Source organism: Pseudomonas sp. FFUP_PS_473 (assembly GCF_002858665.1).
GTDB classification, from domain to species: domain Bacteria; phylum Pseudomonadota; class Gammaproteobacteria; order Pseudomonadales; family Pseudomonadaceae; genus Aquipseudomonas; species Aquipseudomonas defluvii.
Genome location: NZ_PJQQ01000024.1, coordinates 18,789 through 41,885, shown reverse-complemented (window position 1 = coordinate 41,885; position 23,097 = coordinate 18,789). Strand labels below are relative to the sequence as shown.

17 protein-coding genes and 1 pseudogene are annotated in these 23,097 nt (G+C 58.4%); 7 read left to right on the top strand and 11 right to left on the bottom strand.

The annotated features are described in order from the left end of the window. Positions 1 to 520 precede the first annotated feature (520 nt). On the bottom strand, positions 521 to 673 hold the full coding sequence (locus tag CYD26_RS25125; protein WP_158240134.1) for a hypothetical protein: 153 nt from the start codon (positions 671 to 673) through the stop codon (positions 521 to 523). Between the two features lie 312 nt (positions 674 to 985). Here CYD26_RS25125 and CYD26_RS16970 point away from each other — a divergent pair, with 312 nt between their 5' ends. The 3 genes from CYD26_RS16970 to CYD26_RS16960 all read left to right on the top strand — a co-directional run bounded on the left by CYD26_RS16970 (position 986) and on the right by CYD26_RS16960 (position 5,310). Next, positions 986 to 1,804 carry a hypothetical protein gene (locus CYD26_RS16970; RefSeq protein ID WP_256588039.1) on the top strand — a complete coding sequence of 273 codons (819 nt, stop codon included), beginning with the start codon at positions 986 to 988 and terminating at the stop codon, positions 1,802 to 1,804. A 69-nt stretch (positions 1,805 to 1,873) separates the two neighbouring features. Beyond that, on the top strand, positions 1,874 to 3,346 hold the full coding sequence (locus CYD26_RS16965) for a DUF262 domain-containing protein (protein WP_102053138.1): 1,473 nt from the start codon (positions 1,874 to 1,876) through the stop codon (positions 3,344 to 3,346). Next, the gene (locus CYD26_RS16960; RefSeq protein ID WP_158240133.1) at positions 3,346 to 5,310 is read left to right on the top strand and encodes a DUF262 domain-containing protein; all 1,965 of its coding nucleotides are present in this window, start codon (positions 3,346 to 3,348) and stop codon (positions 5,308 to 5,310) included. The genes CYD26_RS16965 and CYD26_RS16960 overlap by 1 nt, the downstream gene beginning before the upstream one ends. 71 nt (positions 5,311 to 5,381) lie before the next feature. Here CYD26_RS16960 and CYD26_RS16955 read toward each other — a convergent pair whose 3' ends face one another. The 7 genes from CYD26_RS16955 to CYD26_RS16925 are packed head-to-tail and all read right to left on the bottom strand — an operon-like array spanning position 5,382 to position 14,933. Then, the gene (locus tag CYD26_RS16955) at positions 5,382 to 6,524 is read right to left on the bottom strand and encodes a helix-turn-helix transcriptional regulator (protein ID WP_371917238.1); all 1,143 of its coding nucleotides are present in this window, start codon (positions 6,522 to 6,524) and stop codon (positions 5,382 to 5,384) included. 35 nt (positions 6,525 to 6,559) lie between these two features. Further along, positions 6,560 to 6,967: an SMI1/KNR4 family protein gene (locus CYD26_RS16950; RefSeq protein WP_102053136.1), complete on the bottom strand. Its 408-nt coding sequence runs from the start codon at positions 6,965 to 6,967 to the stop codon at positions 6,560 to 6,562. A 12-nt stretch (positions 6,968 to 6,979) separates the two neighbouring features. Further along, entirely contained in the window at positions 6,980 to 7,567 is a 588-nt protein-coding gene (locus tag CYD26_RS16945) for an HNH/ENDO VII family nuclease (RefSeq protein ID WP_102053135.1), read from the bottom strand. Beyond that, the gene (locus tag CYD26_RS16940; protein WP_102053134.1) at positions 7,564 to 10,827 is read right to left on the bottom strand and encodes an ATP-binding protein; all 3,264 of its coding nucleotides are present in this window, start codon (positions 10,825 to 10,827) and stop codon (positions 7,564 to 7,566) included. Before CYD26_RS16940 ends, CYD26_RS16945 begins: the two co-directional genes overlap by 4 nt. Positions 10,828 to 10,831: 4 nt before the next feature. After that, a complete protein-coding gene (locus CYD26_RS16935; protein WP_256588038.1) occupies positions 10,832 to 11,752 on the bottom strand; it encodes a hypothetical protein in 921 nt (306 codons plus the stop codon). Positions 11,753 to 11,763: 11 nt separating this feature from the next. Then, positions 11,764 to 14,022 carry a dynamin family protein gene (locus tag CYD26_RS16930; RefSeq protein WP_102053133.1) on the bottom strand — a complete coding sequence of 753 codons (2,259 nt, stop codon included), beginning with the start codon at positions 14,020 to 14,022 and terminating at the stop codon, positions 11,764 to 11,766. After that, positions 14,019 to 14,933 carry a dynamin family protein gene (locus CYD26_RS16925; protein WP_256588037.1) on the bottom strand — a complete coding sequence of 305 codons (915 nt, stop codon included), beginning with the start codon at positions 14,931 to 14,933 and terminating at the stop codon, positions 14,019 to 14,021. Before CYD26_RS16925 ends, CYD26_RS16930 begins: the two co-directional genes overlap by 4 nt. Before the next feature lie 932 nt (positions 14,934 to 15,865). On the opposite strand from CYD26_RS16925, the pseudogene CYD26_RS25555 reads away from it, so the two are divergent. Continuing rightward, positions 15,866 to 16,165 (top strand): annotated as a pseudogene (locus CYD26_RS25555) (ATP-binding protein); the annotation flags it as partial. Positions 16,166 to 16,616: 451 nt separating this feature from the next. Here CYD26_RS25555 and CYD26_RS16915 read toward each other — a convergent pair. After that, the gene (locus CYD26_RS16915) at positions 16,617 to 17,531 is read right to left on the bottom strand and encodes a LysR family transcriptional regulator (protein ID WP_102053131.1); all 915 of its coding nucleotides are present in this window, start codon (positions 17,529 to 17,531) and stop codon (positions 16,617 to 16,619) included. A gap of 193 nt (positions 17,532 to 17,724) precedes the next feature. Between CYD26_RS16915 and CYD26_RS16910 the strand changes: the two genes are divergently transcribed. Beyond that, entirely contained in the window at positions 17,725 to 18,747 is a 1,023-nt protein-coding gene (locus CYD26_RS16910) for a zinc-dependent alcohol dehydrogenase family protein (protein WP_099774558.1), read from the top strand. Between the two features lie 60 nt (positions 18,748 to 18,807). On the opposite strand, the gene CYD26_RS16905 is transcribed toward CYD26_RS16910, so the two are convergent. Then, positions 18,808 to 19,839: a hypothetical protein gene (locus CYD26_RS16905; protein WP_102053130.1), complete on the bottom strand. Its 1,032-nt coding sequence runs from the start codon at positions 19,837 to 19,839 to the stop codon at positions 18,808 to 18,810. 363 nt (positions 19,840 to 20,202) lie between these two features. Between CYD26_RS16905 and CYD26_RS16900 the strand changes: the two genes are divergently transcribed. Beyond that, complete coding sequence (locus CYD26_RS16900; protein ID WP_102053129.1) at positions 20,203 to 20,808, top strand: OmpW family protein; 606 nt, start codon at positions 20,203 to 20,205, stop codon at positions 20,806 to 20,808. A gap of 12 nt (positions 20,809 to 20,820) precedes the next feature. Beyond that, entirely contained in the window at positions 20,821 to 22,065 is a 1,245-nt protein-coding gene (locus CYD26_RS16895) for an SfnB family sulfur acquisition oxidoreductase (protein WP_102053128.1), read from the top strand. Between the two features lie 14 nt (positions 22,066 to 22,079). On the opposite strand, the gene CYD26_RS16890 is transcribed toward CYD26_RS16895, so the two are convergent. Continuing rightward, positions 22,080 to 22,760, bottom strand: a complete 681-nt coding sequence (locus CYD26_RS16890) for a cupin domain-containing protein (RefSeq protein ID WP_102053127.1) — start codon at positions 22,758 to 22,760, stop codon at positions 22,080 to 22,082. Between the last annotated feature and the right edge of the window lie 337 nt (positions 22,761 to 23,097).

The following is a 23,097-nucleotide window of genomic DNA, read 5'->3' as shown; positions in this document are numbered from 1 at the left end:
GGCGAAAATTCCCGACAGGTGCTGATGGTCGAGACGGCGCTGCCGAGTCGGGCCATGGCATTCATGGCGTTTCATCAACCAGCGAAGGCAGCCAGGCGATCGTGCAGTGGTTGCTGGAGCAGCCGATACTGGCTGGTCTCATGGCGCGGCAGAAGAGCCAGCATGGTGAACTTGAACGGGCGGATGCAGGGCCGACCTATGAATAAGGCCCCACAGGTTTGTCGCAAGCGTCAAAGGCTATCCGGATCCCCAAAAAACATTTGGACGTTAATTTAAATCAATGGGTTATGAGTGTAGAAATGGTTTTATACCCCCAGATGTACCCCGTTTTGTAGTAATTGCGAGTGGACTATAGTGGGTGATTCAGGGTTAGGCGGCGTGGTACTGGGATCGGCTGGTAGGCGAGCAGACGCTTACTTTGCACCTTGATCATTATTTGGGCATTTCAGTGGTTGTTCCTGATGGCGCAGATGTGACAGCTCAACTTCGTCGCTGCTACCCGCCGCCGCAAACACCAGTGCTACATCACCACGGTGATGGGCGCAGTGAGCTCCAGCGCCATCGGCTCGGGCGCTAATTCGGTGAACAGCGCCAGTGCCGGTAACAGCAACTGCAATGCGCTGCTGAGTGCCGCGGGGCAGTGCCGCTGAACTGACGCTCTAGCCAGCTTCATTCGTGGAACTGGCGGAAGAAATCTTGAGTTCAATCGCACTCTCTCCACCCACGCTTTCGAACTCAAGCAGCCCAGCCGTGCTGGGCTCACCATCCCATCCCATCCCACTCCACCCCGCCGCTGTTCAAAGCTGATACAGCCCCCGTGTGACCGACGCAGTAATGCAGTTGCGCGGTGGCAGTCCTCCTATCGCAGCCTCGTGCATGCTTGCCAAACCCACCAGAAATTGGCAATCTCCGCTGAAATATCAAAACGATATCATGCAGTGCTCCAAGCCCTATGCATGGACGCTTTGGAGAAAAGGCAATTCCCATGCCGCACCCCGTGAAAACGATTACCCATGCGTTCGATGAGGCGCGTGCGTTGATGGCCGACTGGATCGCGTCTGAAGGTGCCAGCGACGCTGACACTTTGGGCGAGCTCGTCGGGGTACTGGATAATCGCACCCTCAACAATGCCATGCGCGTCATGTCCGGGCCTTTCCATCAAGGCATCAACCGCAAACTCTTGGCTCCACGCTACAAAGTCGCCCTCGACCTGCTGCAAAAATACGGAGTAATGGTCGACCCCAGCTCGCTCAGCGATGAAGCGGTCGAGCGCCTTCATCCGCGGGTCAACTACCCTCGCTTCAGCTACGGGCAAACCCTGCGCGAGTGGAGCGACGCAGTGTTGGGGGAGGGTGAGCAGGTGCAGTTCTTTCTGCCTCAGGCACCGCGGCGCAATACGCACCTGGCCACCGTGCAGTTCCTCAGTGATGACGTTCGCGAGCTGACCGACGCGTTAGTCAAAGCCGTCTGCCCTGCGGATGAAGCCGAGGCTGAGCCCGCCATCGAAGACCAGGCTTACGAGCCGCAAGTGCGATTGGCGCCACCGTCGGATTTCGCCGCAGAGGCGCAGGTCATTACCTCGGGCGCACGGCGTGGTGTCAATACGCTTATCGCTTTGGGTGAAGAAGCGCAGGAGCGCTGGTCGCCGGCCATGCGTGAGTGCATTGACGCAGTCTTGAAAAATCACCAGCAGGATGACGAAGCGGACACGCTGGAGGTGATGGTCGAGTTGGTCGATCGCCTGGACAAACTGGCCCGCGAAGCCCGTAAACTTCTGCAGGAACGTGATTCAGCCGCAAGCTGATGGGTTCGTTGCCCTGGCCCTCTTTTACCTAGCGTGTGGCAGTGCGTCGACACGTACAAGGACAGTCCCATGAATCAAGCTGTGAGCGAACGTCAACTTGCACCATCATCGCCGGTCGAGGTGGATGGTATTGCTGTTGCTTCTACGACTTTGGCCAATGTCTTCAAGGCCGCGAAAATTCCTTCCAGTGATGGCAACTTCATCTTTGGCCACCTGCGGCTGCCCGAGTATCAGCGGCCTTACCGCTGGGGCGAAGAGCAGCTTTCGCGGCTGCTCGACGACCTGAGGGCTTTTTTCAGTACTGACGCCCCAGCACACGACTTTTACCTGGGTAGCATCATCCTTCATCAGGACGGCGGCAATGCGCGTCAGCGCGGCCTGTTGAACATCATCGATGGGCAACAGCGCATCACCAGCCTTGCGCTGATTCATTACCTGCAGCATGGCGACAAGGGTGCGCCTGCATTGACCTACAGCTCACCAGAGAGCCATTCGCGCATCCACCGTAACCTCCGCTGGCTCGCACGCCAGCCGCTACCCGAGGTGGACTTCTCGCGTATCAATGTGACGCTGGTGGTCACGCGGCATGAAGATGATGCCTACCGCTTTTTCGAAACTCAGAACACGTCCGGTGTTCGTCTGGGCGGTGCAGATATTATCAAGGCCTACCACCTGCGTAGCGTACCCAACACAGCACAGGATGATTACGCCCGTGCGTGGGAGCGCATGGGTGACCTCAAACCTCTGGTCGCTACACTCATGAAGGCTCGGCATTGGCAAACGCTACGCTGGCGAAATGTAGCGAGTGATCGTGACCCGGTCCTTGAACGTAAGCAAATTGTTGCTGAGTTGGCTGAGCGTACATTGGCAGGTGGTGGCGATATCGCTTACCGGCCGCTGCAGGTGCACCGCGATGCCTGGGGGAAGGAGGCGCATGTCGCCCAGTTTGGTTACGCCATGCGTCAGCCGCTTGGGGCGGGCGTGAACACAATGCGCTTTGTGGAATACTTTCACGGTTTGCGGCAAACGTTGCTGGACACTGGCGCCCGCGCGCCCATTGGTTCATCGGCCTTTTACTACAAGCTTCTGGCCGTTGACGCACGCGGCAGCGTATTCCTGACCCGGGCCTATGACTGTGCGTTGCTCATGTACGCCAGCCAGTTCGGCAGTGCCCGATTGCTCGAAGCCAGCCTATGGATTTTCCGCATGGTGTTCGCGCCACGGCTGATCAACGATGTGAGCGTGCGAGAGGACGGGGTGCAAACCCACCTGCGCAACACGCCGCTGCTGGATTGGATTTTCACAAGCCATACCCACGAAGAGCTTCTGGGCTACCTGCGCGCGTACAAGTACTCTGTCAGTGCTCAGAATCTGGATGTAAACAGCATCAAGCAGCGCTTTGTTCGGTCAGTCTCTGCCACGCTCGGCCTCGAACTCCCATGGCCTAATTACGGCGAGGTCGCGGCGCGATACGACGCAGAGCTTTGCGCTGCCATCGACCGAATCTGTCTCGCTGACGCTGCCCGCCAAGGAGGCAAATGATGAATGCTCAGGTGCAATCCCAAGTACAAAGTGCAACAGTGCTGTGTGAACAGAACATTGCGCTGACGATTCCGTGCTACCAGCGACCTTATGTCTGGCCCAGTGAAGACGTGAAGGACCTGCTGGAGCAGATCATTCAGGCAAGCGCTGTTGATGAAAGCGGCACCCCTGAGCAATCGCACTACTTCATCGGTACCGTGCTGACCAGCCAGGTGCCGTCGGGCGTGGATTCGGCAGCAGACATAACCTACGAACTGATCGACGGCCAACAGCGCATGACGACGTTGATGGTGCTGGCATTGGCGTTTTGCGAGCAGATGCCTGATTCATCCTTGCGTTCGCTGGTTGTGCTGGGTAACGCACCACGCCTCACGTTCAACATTCGTGAGGAAGTCCAGGCGCGGTTGAGTGCCTGGGCGGGGCTGACAGACGAAGTTGCAGTGGATGACGAGGAAGCGTCCAACCCTTATCTGAAACACCTTTGCGCTGCGCGAAAAACGGCATCCGACAGGCTGGACAAGCTCTTGGCGGATGAGGGGCGCGAAGCCCTTGAGCGCGTTGGCCATTACCTTTTCAATCGGGTGACGTGGGTCAACAACGTCATGCCCGCCGGCATGGACCTCAACAAGCTTTTTGCCACCCTCAACACCAGCGGTGTGCAACTGGAACAGACCGATATCCTCAAGGCGCGTTTGATGGCGCGTATCAAGCATCATCGCGCCAGCTACGAAGGTATCTGGCAGGCCTGCGAGAACATGGGGGACTACTTCGAGAAGAACCTGCGCGATGTCTTCAAGCATACGGATTGGGGGGTACTGAAGTTCAACGACCTTGCTCAATATTCGCGGGAGCATTTCCACATCGAGCGTGCCGCTGCAGCTACTCAAGAAGGCCGCACCATCAGCGACATCTCATTGATGAAGCATGCCGCAGAGGCGCCATCTGAAACTGAAGAGGATGATGAGGCCCGCTATCAGTCCATCATCAGTTTCGGCTTGTTGCTGATGCATGCGTATCGCATCTACCAGCACGGTATCAAGGCTGCCGATATCGAGACACGGCTCAATGACAGCAACCTGAATGCAAGCTTTGCCGAGTTCGTCAATCGAGCCAGTGCCGCTGAAGCCAAGGCATTCATGGAGTGCTTGTGGCAAGTGCGTTTCCAGTTTGATCGCTGGGTGGTCAAGTGGGTGCGCCTGGGTGAAGAAGACGATCGTACGTTGCGCCTGTGCTCGTTCAATAACCGCAGCAAGGGCCACGGGCCGACCTGGCGCTCGGTCAATCAGGAAACCTCTGACCTGGGCCAGTTGCAAAGCGTGCGCTACTTCACCGGGGAGCGCAGTGCGCAGTATTGGCTGACGCCATTCCTGGGGCGGCTGGTTGAGAATCCAGCGTTGTCCGAACATCAGGTGCTTGCCCTGCTTGAGCAGATTGACAACGAACTGTCACTGACAGAGCTGACCCAGAAATACGCGAGTTACCAGTTATTGTCCCGCGACACCGTCGCATCGGCCCCGCTGGCAAGCAAGCTGGAATACCTGAAACAGGCGCACGGAACCGGGTTCGAGCATTACTGGTTCCAGAAGCTTGAGTACATCCTCTGGCGCGAGCGGCGCGCCTGCACCTGGATGGACAGTGACAAGTTGAATCTCTACCGCATCACCTCGAAAAACTCGGTAGAGCATGTGCATCCGCAGAACGAAGAGTTTGATCGATCACTCGCCGATGACTTGTTGCATGGGTTTGGCAACCTGGTGCTGCTCAGCCCGGGCGAGAACTCCTCGTACAGCAATCAGGCCGTGCTCAAGAAGCAGGCGGCATTCCTCGCCAAGCCCAAGTACGATTCCTTGAAGCTCGCGCACATGTTCCATGTGCTGGGTAATGGCAAGCATTGGGGCAAACCGCAGATCGATGCCCATTGCGAAGCGATGCTGGCGCTGATCGAGGCTCACTACAGTGTGTGAAACAACCCCGAGCGCGCAGAAACACCTGTATTGAGAGGTGGGTTGATAGATAAGTTGGGCAGGGCGACCCGCTATGCAGTCGCCCGCTCATAACGCTGTAATGTTCCTCGCAGCGTCTCGAGCAACTTATGGCGCAGTTCCACAGGTTGCTCGACCACCAGTCCATCGCCCTGCGACAGCATCCACCAGTTCAGCTGCCAGCTGTCACTGACTGTCGCAGTCAGGCGGTACCCACCTTCGCAGGCCTGCAGTGCCATGTCTTCTGCCAAGGGTGTTTCCCGCAGCAGGCGGGCGAGGCTTTCGCTGACCCATGCTTGCAAACTGATCTTCTGCGGGCCACCGAATTGCAAGGCATCGCTGGCAAGGTACTGGGGAAGGTCGAACTGAGCCGCGCCTTCGCAGGCAGCTGGCAAGATCTCGACGTTGAGAAACCGATGCACTGCGTACTGGCGCAGGTCCGAATAATGATCGGCGGTACCGATCAGGTAGGTGGCTACACCACGTTGCACCAGAGCCAGAGGGTTCAGCGTCAGTTCACTGGTCTTGTTGCCATGGGCGGAGTAGTAGCGGCAAGCGATCTGACGCTCTTCGAGAAGGGCCAGTTGAATCGTCTCGAGAATCTCCGCCGAGATGCTCGGCGCCTGCAGGTTGAGCTCTGGGCGAACACTGGCAACCTTGCTCATCCAGCGCGCCGCCAGGTTTTCATCGGCCATGTTCTCGAGCTTCTTGCGCGCATGCTGGAAGCGGCCCTGCAGTGCCTTGAGCATTCCGTTGGGCAGCAGCGGGCGAATGGTGTCTTCGATGAGTGTCAGGCTCAACGCTTCACTGACGCTCATACCGGGCAGGTCGATGCTTGCCCCCGGGGCCCAGTGCCAGCCGAACGGTTTGCCTCGGTCATTGCACGTCAGCGGGAACACGCGTGAAAGTTCGATCAGGTCGCGTTCGACGGTACGTTTGGTAATGCGATAGCCCGTATCCCGCATTTTTTCGAGCAATTCACCGCTGGTGATGCCGGGGCCCTTGGTGGGTAGCTTGTGTAGCAGTTCCCATTGCCGGCTGATGGTGTCGCGGGAGCTGATTTGTGGCAATTGCGAAGCTTCCTTGTCGAAGCCTGGGCGGCGGCATGCTACCCGGATGGGTAGGCCTTGGCCGCCTCCGGGCAGCAGATCTTTCAGGTAGGCAAACAAGTAATGCGCCTGCAGCGCCAGGCGCAAGATGCCCCGCCGCAGGGTGGGGCTATCGTGGGGCGTCAGCCTTGGAAAACATGCTTGATCAGGAATGCCTCCAGGTTGTCATCCAGGGTACGGACGACACCACCGTTGGGGGTAGCCCACAGCACGACCCGCTGACTGCGGTTGTCGTACAGGTAATATTGGCCGTCTCCCAGCTCCAGCAGCGGTACCGCAGTTGCTGGGTAGCTGGCGTCCGATGCCAGGTCCTTGTAGGCATTGAGTGCGTGCAGGAAGTAGTCTTCCGGCACGCCGAGGCCATAGGTTTCGTAGGCGTCATGGGCAATCACGCCGAAGCGCTCCAGGTACTCCCGGTACTCGTTGGCGAGTTCGAACCCCAGGTTCGATTCGAGCGTATCGATGTTTGCCTTGGTAGCAGGCCGGGTAGCTGCCTGTTGTTCTGCGACCAGCTTTTCCAGTGTTTTCATGTAGGCACTCGCTTACCGTTGGCTCTCGATCTGTTCGGCTCGCGCCTTCCAGTATTCCTTGCGTTCCTTGTCGAAATCGTCCCGTGCGATTTCCGACTCTTTTAGCTTGTTGTGCAGCACATTGTCATTGCCATTGCCCCTGTGCTCATCGCGTGTGAGCTCGGCCAGGGGAGAGTCCTGCTTTTGCCCAATATGGTGCAACTCGATCGGCCTGCCCTGCGCATCGAGCGGGGCGAGGCCCAGCTTCATGCGCTCCAGGTTGGTGCGGTCGAAAGCATCTTTCTGATCGTAATCGATATCGGTGCGGATCAATGCATCCTTGCCGTTGACCTGGGCCGGCTCCAGGTTGGCTTCTTCGTAGATACGCGCTTCGGCCTCGCTGTTGATGACGTCCAGCAATTCCTTGGGGAAGCCGAGCTTCTCCAGCCGTTCACGGGTTTCGTCACCCATGCCGGGCAGCTCGAGGCGGTTTTCCTGGGTCAGCACGATCGGCCGATCCAGCTGTGCGATGATCAGGCATTTGTCGGGTGTTTCCCTGGCGAGCAGGGCGAGGCGGGATGGGCCGTCAGCCTTCTCGATGGCAAAGTTCTCGAAGTTCACCGGACGCTTCCTTTTTCATGGTGCGCGTGCCACATCGCGTAAATGTCGAGGTGGCTTTCGTGCTGCAGGCTGTAGTCTTTCATCAGGCATTGCTGAGCGGCGAGGGCCAGCTCAGCTGAAAGGCCGTTGGCACTCTGTTCGAGCAGCCCGTCGAGCAATTGGTCCAGGTGCGTGTAGTCATTGGCCTCCTGGATGATCTGGTTGACCTGGCGGCGGCAATTCAGCGTATCCACCACCAAGCGCGCCAGGCGCTCGAAGGCTTCCGTTCGCCAGATGCCTGGTGCCTGCTGGTTACGGTACTGTGTGACGATCTGCAACAGGTTGATGCGGGTGCGAGCAGGCAATGGCAGCGCGCACAGGCCCTGCTGCAGCAGGTCGCAGTCAATCTGGGCAGGCGTAACCACGCGCTGGCTGAGCAGCAGCTTCAGCAGTTGGCCGTTGAAGTCACTGCGGGCGATGCCCGCCGTAGCTTGCGGCTGGTATCGGTAGGGCGCTTCTTCGCCTTTGAACTTGCGCACCTGGCACATTACAGGTTCGAGCCAGTCATTCTGATAGACGATGGCTACACCTTTGGGGAGCCGGGCAATCTCGTCCAGCTGCTCGTCATCCAGCGCCACGGATTTACCGATCAGGCGGCGATCGGTTTCATCGGGCAGGCGCATGATAATCTTGGTGTTGGTGTTGCGAATCGCGGCAATGTCCACGGCATGGGGCGATTGGTCTGCGATGATGAAACCTTCACCATAGGTGCGCATTTCGGCAATGGCATTGGTCAGCATTTCTACAGACTTGGCCATCAGCCCCGCACCTTCGGCGCCGCCTTCCGGGCTGCGTTTGAAGATGTTGTGGGCTTCTTCGAGCACCGTGACGTGGCGCAGGGGCTGGTTCATGCCGCCGTGGGCCATGCGGTGCTCGCTCAGGCGCATCACCAGGATACCCATGATCAGCGCCTTGGTTTCCGAAGAGCCGATGCGGCTGAGGTCGACGATCACATTGCTGTCGAACAGTACGTCGTTGTCGATTTCGTCGGCCACGAACAGTTGGCCATTGAGGCCGTTGGTGAGTGACCGAATCCGGGTCGACAGTGAGCCGATATAGTTGCCTTTGAGCTCCTGGGAATAGGCCGACGCCTCGATCACTTCCTGTAGTGTTTCCAGCAGGTCGACGAAGGTGGGGAATATTTCCTCGTTGTAGCGGTTGCTCGAGCTTTCCAGGTCCCAGCCGCAGCGCAGGTAGGCTTGCAGGATTGCGTCCTTGAGCACTGCGGGCATGGCAGCGTACATCGGCCAGCAGACGTTGAAGATCTCCACCAGGCGGTCGACATGCTCGAGCACGTGGATCGCTGCCGGGAAGCGGAACGGGTTGATTCGCAACAAGGCGCTGTGCGCCGGGTGGGTGCCGAGCACAGTCACGTCGCTGCGATGGCCGAACACATGTTTGTATTCGCCCTTGGCGGGTTCGATGACAAGGAATGGCACGCCAGCGGCGCTGACCTGGTCGAGCATTTCGTAGAGCGTGTTGCTCTTGCCTGCACCTGTGGAACCGCTGATGAACACGTGGCTGGACAGCTGGTCCATGTCCAGCTCGATGGTCTGCGGCAGGTTTTCCCACAGGTGACGGATATTGCCCAAGGACAGCTGTCTGGCGCCTGGGCGCCGCGTGGTCTGGCCGTCCAGGCGCTGCACCTTGCGTCCGAATGCCTGGGTTTCGACGACCGACACGGTTGAAGTGGAGCGCCGTGGCAGGCTCAGCTGGATTGCCATTTCCTTGCCGGAAATCAGCGTAGCAGGGGTCACGAACGGCACCGGCACGCGGCTGGCGAACGCAGGTTTGAGTTCGGGGTGGCTGAGGCGCGTGAGCCATTCCAGCACCGCAGACTTGTTGCTCGACGTCCAGGTGGTGAGCGCAAAGTCTTCGTGGCTGGATTTGCTGCCGCGTACCAGGCCCAGGAAGATACTTGCCAGCGATTCGGACGAGGCGCTGCTGTCACCGATGAAGTAGGCAGCAGAATTCCAGCCGCCGTAGGTCTTGGCTTCGTCGATACGTTGCAGATGGTGATCAATTCTGCCCAGCAACTGCTCGATGGTCTTGTCCACCGATTCGATCGACAACTGCCGGTTGCTACCGCGGGTACGGTTGACCGATTGGCTGTCGGTCGTGCTGCTGGTGTGGGTTGTCGACTGTGTACGGGCAGAGGACTCACTCCAGGATGTGCCATGGTTTTCGCTGGTGCCTCTGGTAGCCGAATGGCTGGTACCTGTGCTGCGTGTTTCATTGAATGCAGCCGCGATGCCTGACCCAACCTGGGCGCCGACCACCGCGCCCACCGGGCCCAGGAAAGACCCGGCAAGCGCGCCGATGGCGCTACCGGCAATGGCGGCTGCCTTCGATGCTTCGGTTTGCGAACTGAAGCTTTCAGTGGTGCCGTTGGTCTCGCTGGTGGAGGTACCGGTCGTGTGGCTGGTGCCGCGGGTTTCGGTAAGGCCAAGGCTGTGGCCAAGGGAGGTGCTCAGGCCTTGGCTGATACTCAGGCCAATGCTGTCGCTGTCTTGCTCGCCATAGGAAAGCTGCTGTTTTGCCAACGGAGAAAGTTGGGTCGCCACCTGTTCGTAGCCGATACGGATGGTATCCAGTTTCTGCGAAGAAACGGGTTCCGCCAGGATCAGTGCCTGGTATTCGCGCCGCTCTGCTGCGTCGATGAAGCGCTCCAGCCCCTGCATGAAGTGGTCGCGGTTTTCAGTCGACAATGCAGGTACGCCCGTGACAGCGGTAATGCTGGCAGATGGGTTGCTTTTCTCGTTTTCGAGCTTGTCGAGCAGCGCATTGGCGTCCTGGACCCTCAGCGGTTGCAGTGCACTACCCGGGAAGTGGCCTTTGAAGGTCTCGCGCAGCAACTCGCCGGAGTTGTGGCCGAGCATCTTGCCGGGTTCGCCACGGGTGCCAATGAACAGTTCAGTCTCGATGCCATTGGAGCGCAGGAACAGGAACACCGTATAGCCAGCGGCGCCCAGTGCTGTATAGGCGGCAGTGGTGCTTTCCAGCACCGACTGCTTGTTGTCCTGGACGATGCGCTCGACGCGGAATATCCGCAGGTCGCTGGCGCGGTTCAGGCTGATCCGCTGGTTTGAAGCGATGACCGGGTACAGCTCCAGTTCGCTTAGGTAGCTACGGTTGATCAGCGCACGCCCAGCGGCCAGGGTGAGCGTGGCGTTTTGCTGGATCTCGCGGATTGCCAGCGGGGTCAGGGTCGAGGTTGCCATGGCGTTATTTCACCAGCGCAACCAGGAAGACCACCAGCGCAGCTAGGGCGCCGCCGACAAGCAAAGCGGCTTTGAAGACTGGGTTGCGGTCGTTGTCTGCGGCGCGGGGCTGCGATTGGTGGCCTTGGTGAGCCTGGTGCGACCGGGAGTTCTGCGGTTGAGGGCGGTGCGAAGCGGGTGCGGCTTGGCCAGCGTTGGCGCTGGCGCTGGCACGTGGTTTCGGTTGCACGGGCGCGAAGCCCTCTACGCCTTGATGGCGCAACAGATCACGTACTTCGATGAGGTGCAGGAAGCGTTCCTGGGCGTAGTTGGTCTTGAGGTAGACAACCTGCAGCTCATAGTACTCGCTCGTCCACAGCTTCTGGTCAGACTCCATCGCGCGAGCGAATGACTTCTCAGAATAAGCTTCCAGAAGCGCTGGAACCTGCTTGGCCGCCCAGGCCAATGCAGCACGAAGGTCGGCAGAGGTCAGGCGATTGTCATCCAGCTCCATGCGCAGCGCGGTCCGGATCGTAAGCAGCTCGCCTTCCTGTACGAATTTCTTGAGGTTGGAGGAGGGCTCATAGTTTGACTGCACGTTGACGTCACTCTCGGCTTGAGGTTTTGAAGGCGTTTGCGTAGGCACAAAACCTTTCACCCCGGTTTTGCGCAGATGCTCGCGAACGGCAAGCAAGTGCTCAATGCGCTCCCGGGCGAAGTTCTGCTGAGTGAGCCACATTTGACGAGTCAGGTAGTCTGCACTCCAGCTCACGGGGTCGGGGTCAAGGGCATTTTTCCCAACCCCTGGCTCGAAGGCCACAAGCAGCTCCGGGGACTGTTTCTCGGCGCGATCCAGAAGGTCATTGAGCAGGATGGTGCTGGCGTTAGGGTCCTTGATTGACAGCAGATAACTCTTCCTGGCTTCGGCAAGCATATCGGTGGTCATGTTGGGGCTCCTTAAATAGCCAATGTGCTGTCGAGCTTGGTTTTGAAATTATCGATCCAGGCACGCAGTGCCTTGGCTTCGGAAACTGCAACCTCGCGGGCGTTTCGGTCTGTGGTTTTGGAGCTCAAGGACGTCAGCAGTTCGGCAAATTTGAGGTCAAATTCGCGGGTCATGAATGCAACGTATTGTCCGATCAAACGGTCCTTGCCAACTTCAATTTCCCTACGAGCGTTTTCGACCAGGCGTGTGAATTCGGCCTGGATTCGAGTGGAACGCTCCTGCCAGAACTTCTCGAGATCGACGTAATTTTCGTTGCCGTAATCCCGTACCGTTCGGGTCGAGCCCCAGGAGAAGGGGTTCCACCAAGAGCTGTCGCTTACCTCGCGTGTCCCAATGACAACGCGTTTTACTTGAATATCATCCTGGCATACGGACAGATTGAACGAGATGTTCGAGGCCGCCTGTTTAAGCCCCTCGAAAATTGGCAGGTTCAAGCTCTCGGTGCCTTGGAAGATTTCTGTGACGTAACGCTGATACTCGCTATGCAGGTCTTGGCGGATAAGCTCTTGGCTGGAGACGAACACCGACTCGTACTGGTTCACCAGCTTCCGATGGTTGAACTGCAGCAGCTCTTCCGCTTCTTGCACGCGCGCTTCGGCAATGCTTACCCGAACGTCGTTTTGCATGAAGTTTGCGCCCAGCTGCTTGATGATGGGCCCAATAACGGCTTCCAGCTTTGCCAGCTCAAGCTCTGTGTCTCGGGGGAGCGCCTTGCCCTCACGCTCCAGCTTGTCTTTGTAAGCTGCGGTGTCGAAACCTTTCTCCTGCCGCTGCTGCAGGCCCTGGATCTCCTCGTTCAGATGAGCCAGGGTCCTTTCATCTTGTTGCAATTGTTCGATCAAGTCAGTTTCATTCAAACCCACTCGAATGGCGTGACCCAGGGCTTCATAGGCGCGTTTGAGGCGGTGCGGCAGGTTGTACTTGTCGATGTACTCATCAATCATCGCTTCGACTGCCGGCAAGCCGCTGCTGAGCAGCAATGGGGAGTGGCGTTTTCCCTGCAGCGAGCGATGCACGCGAGAGGTGATCGGCATGTACTGCAGCATGTTCATGCTTGGCTCTTCGCTGAACATGTCTGCCATCGACTTATGCTCGTTGCGCTCCTTTCGCGTGTGCAGGTCGCTCGGTTTGCGGATCAAGCGAGTGAGGTTGGCAGAGATCGGATAAATCAGGGGGTTCTGAATACCATTACTGGTGAGATACTGGTTCACACGCTTGAGTACAGAAGGGATATCTTCTCCCTGCTCAGGATCAAACACGTCCATTTTGTTGATCACGAAGATGAAGCGATCCTTGCTTTGCTTACCACCCTTGCGCATGGTCTCGGCGACTAGGCTGAGCAGATTGCTGTCATCGTTGGTGCCCAGCTGGCTGGCATTCAGCACATACAGGATAAGCGGGTTGCGCCGGGAATCCTGAATGAAACTCATGGTCTTGAGCTGATGCTCTTGATCCTGGCTATTGTTGGGGCCGGGGGTATCGGTCAGGACCAGGCGCACGTCCTCGCGCTCGCGAATCGCTACGATGTTGCCTTCGATATCGATCAGCTGGGTGTCCTCGAGTTGGTTCCACTCTTTGAGGCATTCCAGGTCGACATTGTCAGCCGCACCCACTTCTTCACCTTTGCGATTGAAGCGTTTGGCCGTGAATCGATCGGTCATCCGATCATTGTCCGTGATCCGGGCAATTGTCGCAGTCGTCGCTTCGTTCGCCGCAGGGAGGAGGTCGCGCCCCAGCATCGCGTTGATCAATGTCGACTTACCCGATGACATGGTCGCGACGACATAAACATCGAAGTCACGGTTGAACGCTTCTTCGATGGACTTGCGAACCTGCTCGTTATCAGCGATGAACTGATCGAACTGAGGGTGCTCGCGCGCCTCGGCCATCAAGGCGCGGATCTGCTCCAGGCGTTGTTCGGTAGGTACGGTCTGGTGCCACTCCAGTTCCACCTGCATGCCATTGGCAATGGCCACGTTAGCGGCTTCCTGGATATCCAGGAAGTCAGACTCAACACCTGTAAAAGCGACATAGAAGCGATTGTCGCCATTGAACAGTTCGCTCAATTCGTCGAACAGTTTTTCGACCCACAACTGCAGGCGCGACTCCTTGTAGCTCGACAATTTGCAGCCGTCTGCCGGGGCCTGGTCGTTGATCGAGAAAATCGTTTCGACGGTGAAAGGGTTGTGCGTGATATGGATGCGGTTCATGGATTCTTGATCGATTGACGTTGATGTTTGATCAGGGCTTCTACGGTCTTCAAACCGCTGATGGCCACCAATTGCTGCAAATCGTTTTTTTCGCAGGCTTGCGCGTTGAGCGCTTTGAGCTGACGTTGCCGTTCCAGGCTGTTGAGTGCCTTGAATACGCCTTTCTTGATGGTGTCTGGCACCACCATCGCATGAAGTAGCGAGCGCTTGTTTTCCTGCAGGTCGGCAAGCGCCTGGTGAAGCCTCAGCCGCTGCGAGCGAGTCATGGCCTGGGCCTTGAGGGCCTTGCGGGCATAGAGCGCGACGTTGGCCATGGTCGGGATGATGATTGGTTGTTCAAAGCCAGTGGCTGTGAGGTAGCGGTGAGCCTTGCTGACATAGGCATCAATGGTTTCACCCATCTCAGGGTCCAGCAGGTCGACTTTGTTTAGGATGAAGTAGATCGTGTGGTCAGGTCGGGTCGCGAGTTCATCACGAATTTGCTCCAGCAGCGCGCGATCATCCTGCGTGCCCAGTTGGCTGGCATTAAGCACATAGCACAGGGCTTTGAAAGAAACAGTCCGTACCGCTTCGAGCATCAGCTCTGCATGCCTGTGGTCCTGGCTGTTGTTCGGTCCGGGGGTGTCATGCAATACCAGGCCAGATGCAGGGCTGGGTACGATTTTGAAGTTGCCTTTCAAGCAGATTCGCTTCACTTCGCTGTTGGCATTCCAGTCACGAAGCATTGCGGCTGAAGTGTCCTTAAGCCGCGCAATCTCTTGATCATCATGCGAGTAGCAAGCACCATCGAAGGCCCGCGCGCCTTGGCGATGTTCGACACGCGTTATGCAAGCGGTAGTGGCTTCGTTGGCGGTGTGCAGCAATTCTTGCCCGATCAGGGCATTGATGAATGATGTCTTGCCTGCACTCATGGTCGCCAGTACCAACACATCAAAGGGGGCGCTACTTGTCTGACGAGGCTTCGTTTTTCCCGAGCGGGCCACTGACCTTGTTGCATGCTTCATGTTTCTCACGGTCCTGTTGAGCTGATGGCATTCATGGCGATACGGAGAGTGCTGTTGAAAAATACGGGAGGCGAGGGCGTTCGCCCTGTCCCCTTAAAACAGGCTTGCATGAAGTTGCGACAAGTTGAGTCGCAAGCTCCATGCGACTGATCAGATCATCGGGGCGGCGTACCAGGTACGCGAACTACAAGGCGAGTTTGGGGCTGCATCCAGCGGCTGATGCTTCCGGTCAGGCTGGAGGAGAAAAAAGACTGTGAGCAGGCGCAAAGAAACGTCCTTGTGTCAGTTGGTGGCATATTGCTACTTGCGGCAGTATCGCATCTTACGAGCTATCAACGTCAAGCAGAGAAACTTGAATGCCACCATGGTCTGAGAGTGTCGCATCGGGCGCTACTGAATGCAGAAAGGGAGGTTGGAGCCTGTTGTGGTTACGCAAAAGGGGTAAGAGTCGTGCGGCTGCGCAGGCAAGGGCGACCCAGTTGAACAGGGCACGAGAGGTGACGCCGTTGATGAGTTTGTGCTGGATCGGGTAGGGCATGAATAGATGCCTGAGATTGTCCCCGGGACTCTGGCTTACTGCAGCAATTGTGCTTCTACAGGGAGTGCGCCCTCTACATCCATTCCATTCATGATGTTTTCAATGATGGTATCGCGCACGTCACGTATTTCTTTGGGGTAGCGGTTGGTGTGTTGCTTGTAGTACGTGGCCATCAACTGCTTGGCGTGCTTTTTCTCCGTTACCGCGATAAATGCAGACTGTCATCGCGACAATGTGATGGTCAGGATATTGTCCAAAGGCTTGTCAGTTTCCGGGCCGCCTCTACAGGACAATAATGACCAGGGGGGGGACCCGTCTCAAAGCCGATCGCCTGCACCACGGGGGCGCCTGGAAGACATCGACTACCGCAGCGCTCGCGCGCTGGCAAAGGCCTTGATCCTGAGACTGAACAGGAAGCGTTGGCTACGCGATGGGCTGAATTTGATAATTGGCGGCCCGACCGGAGTGAGGGAAACCTCGTTCGACTGTGCACTTGCCCAACTAAACCCGTCGGCTTGGCTGCAATGTGCGTTACTTGCGCTTACCACGCTTGATGGGAGAGCCGTGTCTGGCTAACGGCGAGGGTCCACTAGCGAAACTGACACCGACTACACTGTGGCTGGCCTATGATTCTTGAAGGGTGGTCAGGGCATACTTCAATTACTAGGCGGTGCTGGGAACTCGGTCGCGTCTCGATGGTTTTCGAGTTGCGGTCTGTTGCTTATGGTGGCCCCCCCCCAAGCGACGTAGACAGAGGAACAGGCTTCAGTAGCACGTTATGGACGCTGCTGATCTTTACCCAGAAGGACGCTTTGCGTCACGTACTTGAGGCAGGGGTGGATGCGGGGGCGCTCGTCTTTGGCACCCAAGAGGAACAGCGTGGTCGGCAGATTACCGAAAGCGCTGAGCATCTTCGGTTAGGGGTATCCTTTTCGAACCATCCAAAGCATGCCCTCAAATTTGCCCCAAATGTAGCAATTAGCTGGAAGTAAATGGCTATTCGAGGCTAGAAAAAGGCAGAAATGATCAGCTAACAAGCATGCGCGACGCCCCTAAAGACTCTCAGGATCCCCAAAAAACATCTGAATCCGCGAACGCAGCCAGCGTTCACCCGGGTCGTTGTCCTGTGCGCCGCGCCAGGCCATGTGCAGCTCAAAGCTGCGGACGTCGATCGGCAGTTCTTCGGCGCGCAAGCCGCCTGCAGCGGTCAGCACTTCGGCGGTGTAGTCGGGCACGATGGCCAGGATGTCGGTGCCGGTCAGCAGGCTACCCAGGCCATTGAACTGTGGCACGGCCAGTACGACATGGCGCTTGCGGTCGAGTTTGGCGAGTTCTTCGTCGATAAAGCCACTCAGGTCACCGGCGAACGACACCAGTGCATGGGGCCGGCAGCAGAAGTCGTCCAGGCTGAGGCTGCCCGGCATGCTGTCGGCCCGCAGCAGCTTGGGTTTGCTGCGCCGCAGTACCTTGCGCTTGGCATTTGCCGGCAGGTCACTGGTGTAACTTACACCCACCGAGATCTCGCCCGAGGCGAGCAAGGCCGGCATCAGAATGTAGTTCACCCGCCGCACGACCAGCACGATACCCGGGGCTTCGGCGCGAATGCGTTTGAGCAGTTGCGGCAGCAGGGCAAACTCGGCGTCGTCGGAGAGGCCGATGCGAAAGACCGCCGTGCTGGTGGCTGGGTCAAAGTCGGCCGCACGGCTGACGGCAGTGGAGATGGAGTCCAGCGCGGGGGAGAGCAGGGCGAAGATCTCTACCGCACGCGCCGATGGCTCCATGCTACGACCGGTGCGAACGAACAGCGGATCGTCGAACAGCGTACGCAGGCGCGACAGTGCGGCACTGATGGCCGGCTGGCCGAGGAACAGTTTCTCCGCTGCACGGGTCACGCTGCGTTCATGCATCAGGGTTTCGAAGACGATCAGCAGGTTCAGGTCGACGCGGCGCAGGTCGTTACGGTTCATCGCTTTGCTTCACTGGATGGGGCAGGGGTGAATCTTAAGGGGAAAGGCTGCTACCCTGCACCGAATAAATTGAACGTATGCCAGTACCTTCAATCAATGACAGGCATGTCGACTATTAATAGCCACGGATGGCCTAACCAGGAAAGCCCCGATAGAGTTCAGGGTATTAGCGATTCACTTGGCGAGGTTTGCGATGTCCCGCATGATCCGTTTCCACAAGTTCGGTCCGGCCGAGGTGCTCAAATGCGAAGAGCAGGCAGCGCCGACCCCGGCTGCCGGCGAGGTGCAGATTCGCGTCCAGGCGATCGGCGTCAGTTGGTACGACGTGCTCTGGCGGCAGAACCTCGCCTCGTCTCAGGTTCGCCTGCCGGCCGGCATCGGGCATGAGATGGCGGGCGTGGTCATGGCCGTGGGTGAGGGTGTCGATGACCTCGCCGTTGGTGACAAGGTCGCCAGCTTTCCGGCCAGCAGCGCCAATACGCACCCGGTGTACGGTGAAGTCATTGTGTTGCCGCGAGATGCCTTGACGCGCTACCCCGATGTCCTCAGCCCTGTCGAGGCCAGTGTTCATTACACGCCCTTGCTGATTGCCTATTTTGCCTATGTCGACCTGGCCAGGGCCAAGGCCGGGCAGACGGCGCTGGTGACCGATGCCAGCCACTGTGCCGGGCCTGCCTTCGTGCAACTGGGCAAGGCGCTGGGCATTCGGGTCATCGCTGCCACCAAGCAAGCGAGTGAGCGTGACTACCTGCTTGGTTTGGGTGCCGAGAAGGTGATCGTCACTGAAGAGCAGGACCTGCTCATGCAGATCAACAAGTACACAGAAAACCGTGGCGTTGACATGGTGCTCGATGGGCTGGGCGGGCCGCAGATGTCGTTGCTGGGCGATGTCCTCGCACCGCGTGGCAGCCTGGTGCTGTACGGCTTGCAGGGCGGTAACCAGACGCCGTTCCCGGCGTGTGCGGCCTTCCAGAAGAACATTCAGTTTTTCGTTCACTGCATTGGCAACTTCACCGGCAAGCCGGAACTGGGCATTGTTCAGGACCATGTGGCATTGCAGCGTGCGCTGCGTGACATCAACCAGTTCACCGCCGACCACTTGCTGACACCCCAGATCAGCAAGGTCTATCCGTTCGAGGCGTTTGTCGCCGCGCATCGGCATATGGATGAGTGCCCGTGTGGCGGGCGGATTGTGCTGGAGCTTGCTCCGCACTGACGGCTTGGGCCTGGTTGAACCGCGGCGTCCGCATCGTTTGATTTAGCGACAGGTCAGGTCTTACGGCTCCGGTTCGTACTGCTGTGGCGGGGCATCGGTAGCGCGAACGCTGCTTTCGATCTGCTCTGCCAGGTAATACACCCCGGCCATGACTCCCGAGGCTCGGTTTTCCAGCAGTGTTGCCCATTCTTCGTCCAGGGCGACGTTCAATATGACCCTGAGCTGCTCGACCATTTCAGGCCGCTCACTGTCATGCATCAGCGCACCAACGCCCGTCACTACCAGTGAAATCATCATTCCGGCAACCCGGCCTACGGCGGCCGCCGTTGCGCTCGCCGCACCGCGCACGGGCAGGGTGGACTCCAGTTTTTCGCTGGTGCGTTTTGCAACCGAGGACAACACCGCATCTGCCTGGTCTGCGCCACCTGCGCCCGTCGCGGTGCGCACCTGCGTTACCAGTGCCGCATACGCCGGCAGTTTGCTGACTGGGTTGGTGTAGACCAACTGGTAAAGCGATGCGTTGAGGGCAGGGGGTGGCCCCAGGCTGATCGCAGGGATACGGCTGAGCCGCAGGTTGAATTGGTCGGGCGGTAAACGGTAGCGCTGCACGATACCCTGAAGTTGCGGACCGAGCAGTTGGGCGTACAGCGCGATGGCTTGTTGCATGACCGCATCGGGATCAATCTCCTTGGCGACCGGCTCCAACACCCGTTCGTGGTATTGCTCTTGAAGGTATGCAGCCAGGCGCTTTTCGCCGGGTTCAGTGTCATTGCCGGCGTTCATTTTGTACCAGGCAACCTTGATGGTCAGCCATTGCTGGGTCCAGTAGCTGGTGAACCAGGGAATGAAGTCGGCTTCGGTCTGCTGGTAGACGCGGTCCCGCCAGGCTTTCATCGAGCGGCGTGCGTAGTCTTTGACCGACTCTGTGACTGCTTGCGAAGCACTGACAATTTCCCAGTCCACCTGCTGCCAGGTGGATTCAGGTATCACCACGGGCGCTTGCGTCTCGGGTGCCGGCGCTTTTGAGGCGCAGCCAGGGATTCCCGCCAGCAGTGCAATGATCAGGGTCACGGTCAGGGCGCGTCGATTCAAGACCGCGGTCCCCCAGAAGAGGTTCGAGAATGGGTGGGTTCTGCTATGCCTGAACCCCCGCCCGTACGCTACTTGTTAAGTATAGGTGGCGAACCGTTCGTTCAGCGCCCGTGCGGTACGGCGCCTTCTGTTCTGCTCAAGCCGCTGTCCAGTGGCTAACAGCGTTGTATGACGGCTGTTGCGCGAACAACAGTGGCGGTGTTCTTCCTGAAAAAATATTCAATAAAAACAATTGGATACGATTGGCACAAAAGCTGCTGATAGTCCTGCAGCCTGTCCGCCGGACATACCGAAACAGTGCCTTAGCCGGTGCGGTGTTTAGCCCGCACCCAGGTCCAATCGAAATCGACAAGGAAGAACCGCATGTCAATACACTGGCTTCGCCATGCAGCCCTGGGGGGGCTGCTGCTGGCGGCGAATGGCCTCGCTCTGGCGGCAGACAGCCCTTGGCAAGTGCGCCTGGGCGTCAGCAATATCGTCCCAACCTCTGACTCTGGCAGCATTCAGCCTGGCACGGTCGATATCGACAGTGATGCCGGCCCGACCTTCAACCTGGCGTACTTCCTGACACCAAACCTTGCCATCGACGTACTGGGTGGTCTGCCGTTCAAGCACGACATCAAACTGGGCGGCAGCAAGGTTGGTAGCACCAAGCAATTGCCACCGATTGTCTCGCTGCAGTGGCATTTCGCCCCCGACGCCCGTGTGCGGCCCTTTGTCGGTGTCGGCCTGAATTACACCTATTTCTACGACGAACATCTGGATAACGGCGCCAAGCTGGAGCTCTCCGACTCTTGGGGGGCGGCCTTCCAGGCGGGGCTCGACATTGCCATTGATGAGCACTGGAGCCTCGGCGGCGATGTGCGCTACGCGAAAATCGACAGCACCGTGAAGATCGATGGCCAGAAGGTCGGCAGCGTCGATGTCAACCCAACGGTGTACAGCCTCAACCTTGCCTATCGTTTTTGAAGGAAACTCGCCATGACTGACTTGCACACCCCATTGGCCGAGCAGGCCGACGCCTTTATCCAAACCCAATCAAGCACGCCAGCACAGCGCCTGACCAGTGAAGCCCAGGCCATTGAAACGGCCCGGCGCCTGGCCAGCGAGTTTGCCCGTGAGGCCGTTGCGCGTGATCGCGAGCGGCGTCTGCCGGTAGCCGAACTCGACGCATACTCCCAGAGCGGGCTATGGAGCATCGTGGTGCCCAAGGCGTACGGTGGCCTGGGCGCCGGTTACCGAACGGTCGGTGAAGTCTTCAAGCAGATCTCGTCGGCGGACGGCTCACTTGGCCAACTGGCGCAGAACCACTTCGTTATCCTGGCCCACATCGCCTTTGACGCCAGTGAGCAGCAGAAGCGCTTTTTCTTCGACCTGGCACTGTCAGGCGCACGCTTTGGCAATGCCTTCTCCGAGCGTGGCAGCAAGCACGTAGCAGACTTCCAGACCCGTATCAGCGCTGAAGGCGACGATTTTGTAGTGAGCGGCCAGAAGTTCTTTTCCACGGGGGCGCTGTTGGCGCACTGGGTGCCGATTGTCGCGGTTACCGAGGAAGGCTTGCCGCACCTGGCCGTGGTGCCACGCAATGCACCGGGGCTGAAGGTGGTGAACGACTGGTCCAGTTTCGGTCAGCGCACCACCGCCAGCGGTACGGTGCTGATCGATCAGGTAAGGGTACCTGCCGCGCAGGTGGTGCCGATCTGGAAGGCGTTCGACCGTCCGACCGCAGGCGGTGCCATTTCTCAGTTCATCCAGGCTGCCATCGATGCGGGCCTTGCCCGCGGCGCGTTCAACGATACCCTGGACTATGTGCGCCGGCATACCCGTCCATGGATCGACTCGGGGTTGGAGAAAGCCACGGATGATCCGTACATTATTCAGCAGGTGGGTGATTTGCAGATTCGCTTGCGTGCCGCTGATGCGGTACTGGACCTGGCGGCTGATGCGATTGACCATGCACTGCGCGAGCCGACAGAAGACAACGTGGCGCAAGCCTCACTGCTCACCGCCGAAGCCAAGGTGCTGACCACCGAAGTAGCAATCCTGGCCAGCAACCGCCTGTTTGAATTGGCGGGTACCCGGTCGACCCTTGAGGAATACGGGCTTGACCGTCATTGGCGCAACGCCCGCGTGCATACGCTGCACGACCCGGTGCGCTGGAAGTACCACATCGTTGGCAACTATGCGCTCAATGGCGTCAAGCCACCTCGCCACCCCTGGAGCTGATCGGCGTGTGCTGGCTAGGCACTGTGTGGTGTTGTAATGCGACCTAGATGTCCTGTTTTTATCCAAACGCTGGCGCCATCAGTGCCCGCTGTGGCGACCAAATGGTCGCCTTTGGGCAGGCGCATCCACGACAGGGTTGAGAGCAGGTCGCCATCAACCTCCACCTCACCGGCCAGCACCAGCAATTCGGCGCCATCCGGGCATGCCATCTCGATGTGCGTGCCTGGCACCAATACCTCCAGACGTACCGTTTCGTGACCGTCCTGGAACAATGGGATAACGCCTACACCCGGGCGTTGGGCATCCGGTATCAGCGTTGCGTGGTTCATGTCGATCACGCAGTGATGACGGTCTGCCGGATCGAACTGCCAGAGTTTGACGAAGATGATGCAACCATTGCTGGAGCGAGGTGTGTGCCGCGAGGTTGGAGGATTGCGCACATAAGTGCCGGCAGGGTAGTCGCCATGCTCATCCTGGAACACACCCTCCAGTACGATGAACTCCTCGCCGCCGTCGTGGGTGTGAGGGCTGAACTGACTGCCAGGCGCATAGCGCACGATGGAGGTGGCGCGTGCAACTTCGTTACCGATGCGGTCGAGCATTCGTCGCTGCACGCCCTGCATAGGGGAGTCTACCCAAGGCATGTGTGCTGCGTGCAGCACGATACGCTGGTCGAAGTCGGCGTTGATTTCCATGCAGGGGGTGCTCTCTTTGGCGGCGGTTCGGGTTACCTGTCACCCGTTAGTGTTGTGCCAACGCAGCGGCCGCGTAAGGCGTTAGTACTTGCCGTTGGGTAGCAGGCTCTTTAAATAAAAAACCCTTGCGTTCTGGCCAGGGCTTTTCCACGTCTGAGGGTGGTTATTCTTCGACAGTTTCGAGGGTGTTCTTGATGTGCTGAAACAGCGTGTCCTGGCACGTCCGGTATTGGCGTTCTAGTTCATCAAGCTCTTGCATTCTAGAAAGCCAAACCTCGTCGGATACAGTACTTAGATGTTCCACGGTGTTTTGCCAAGTAGCTTTGGCGCAGTCGGT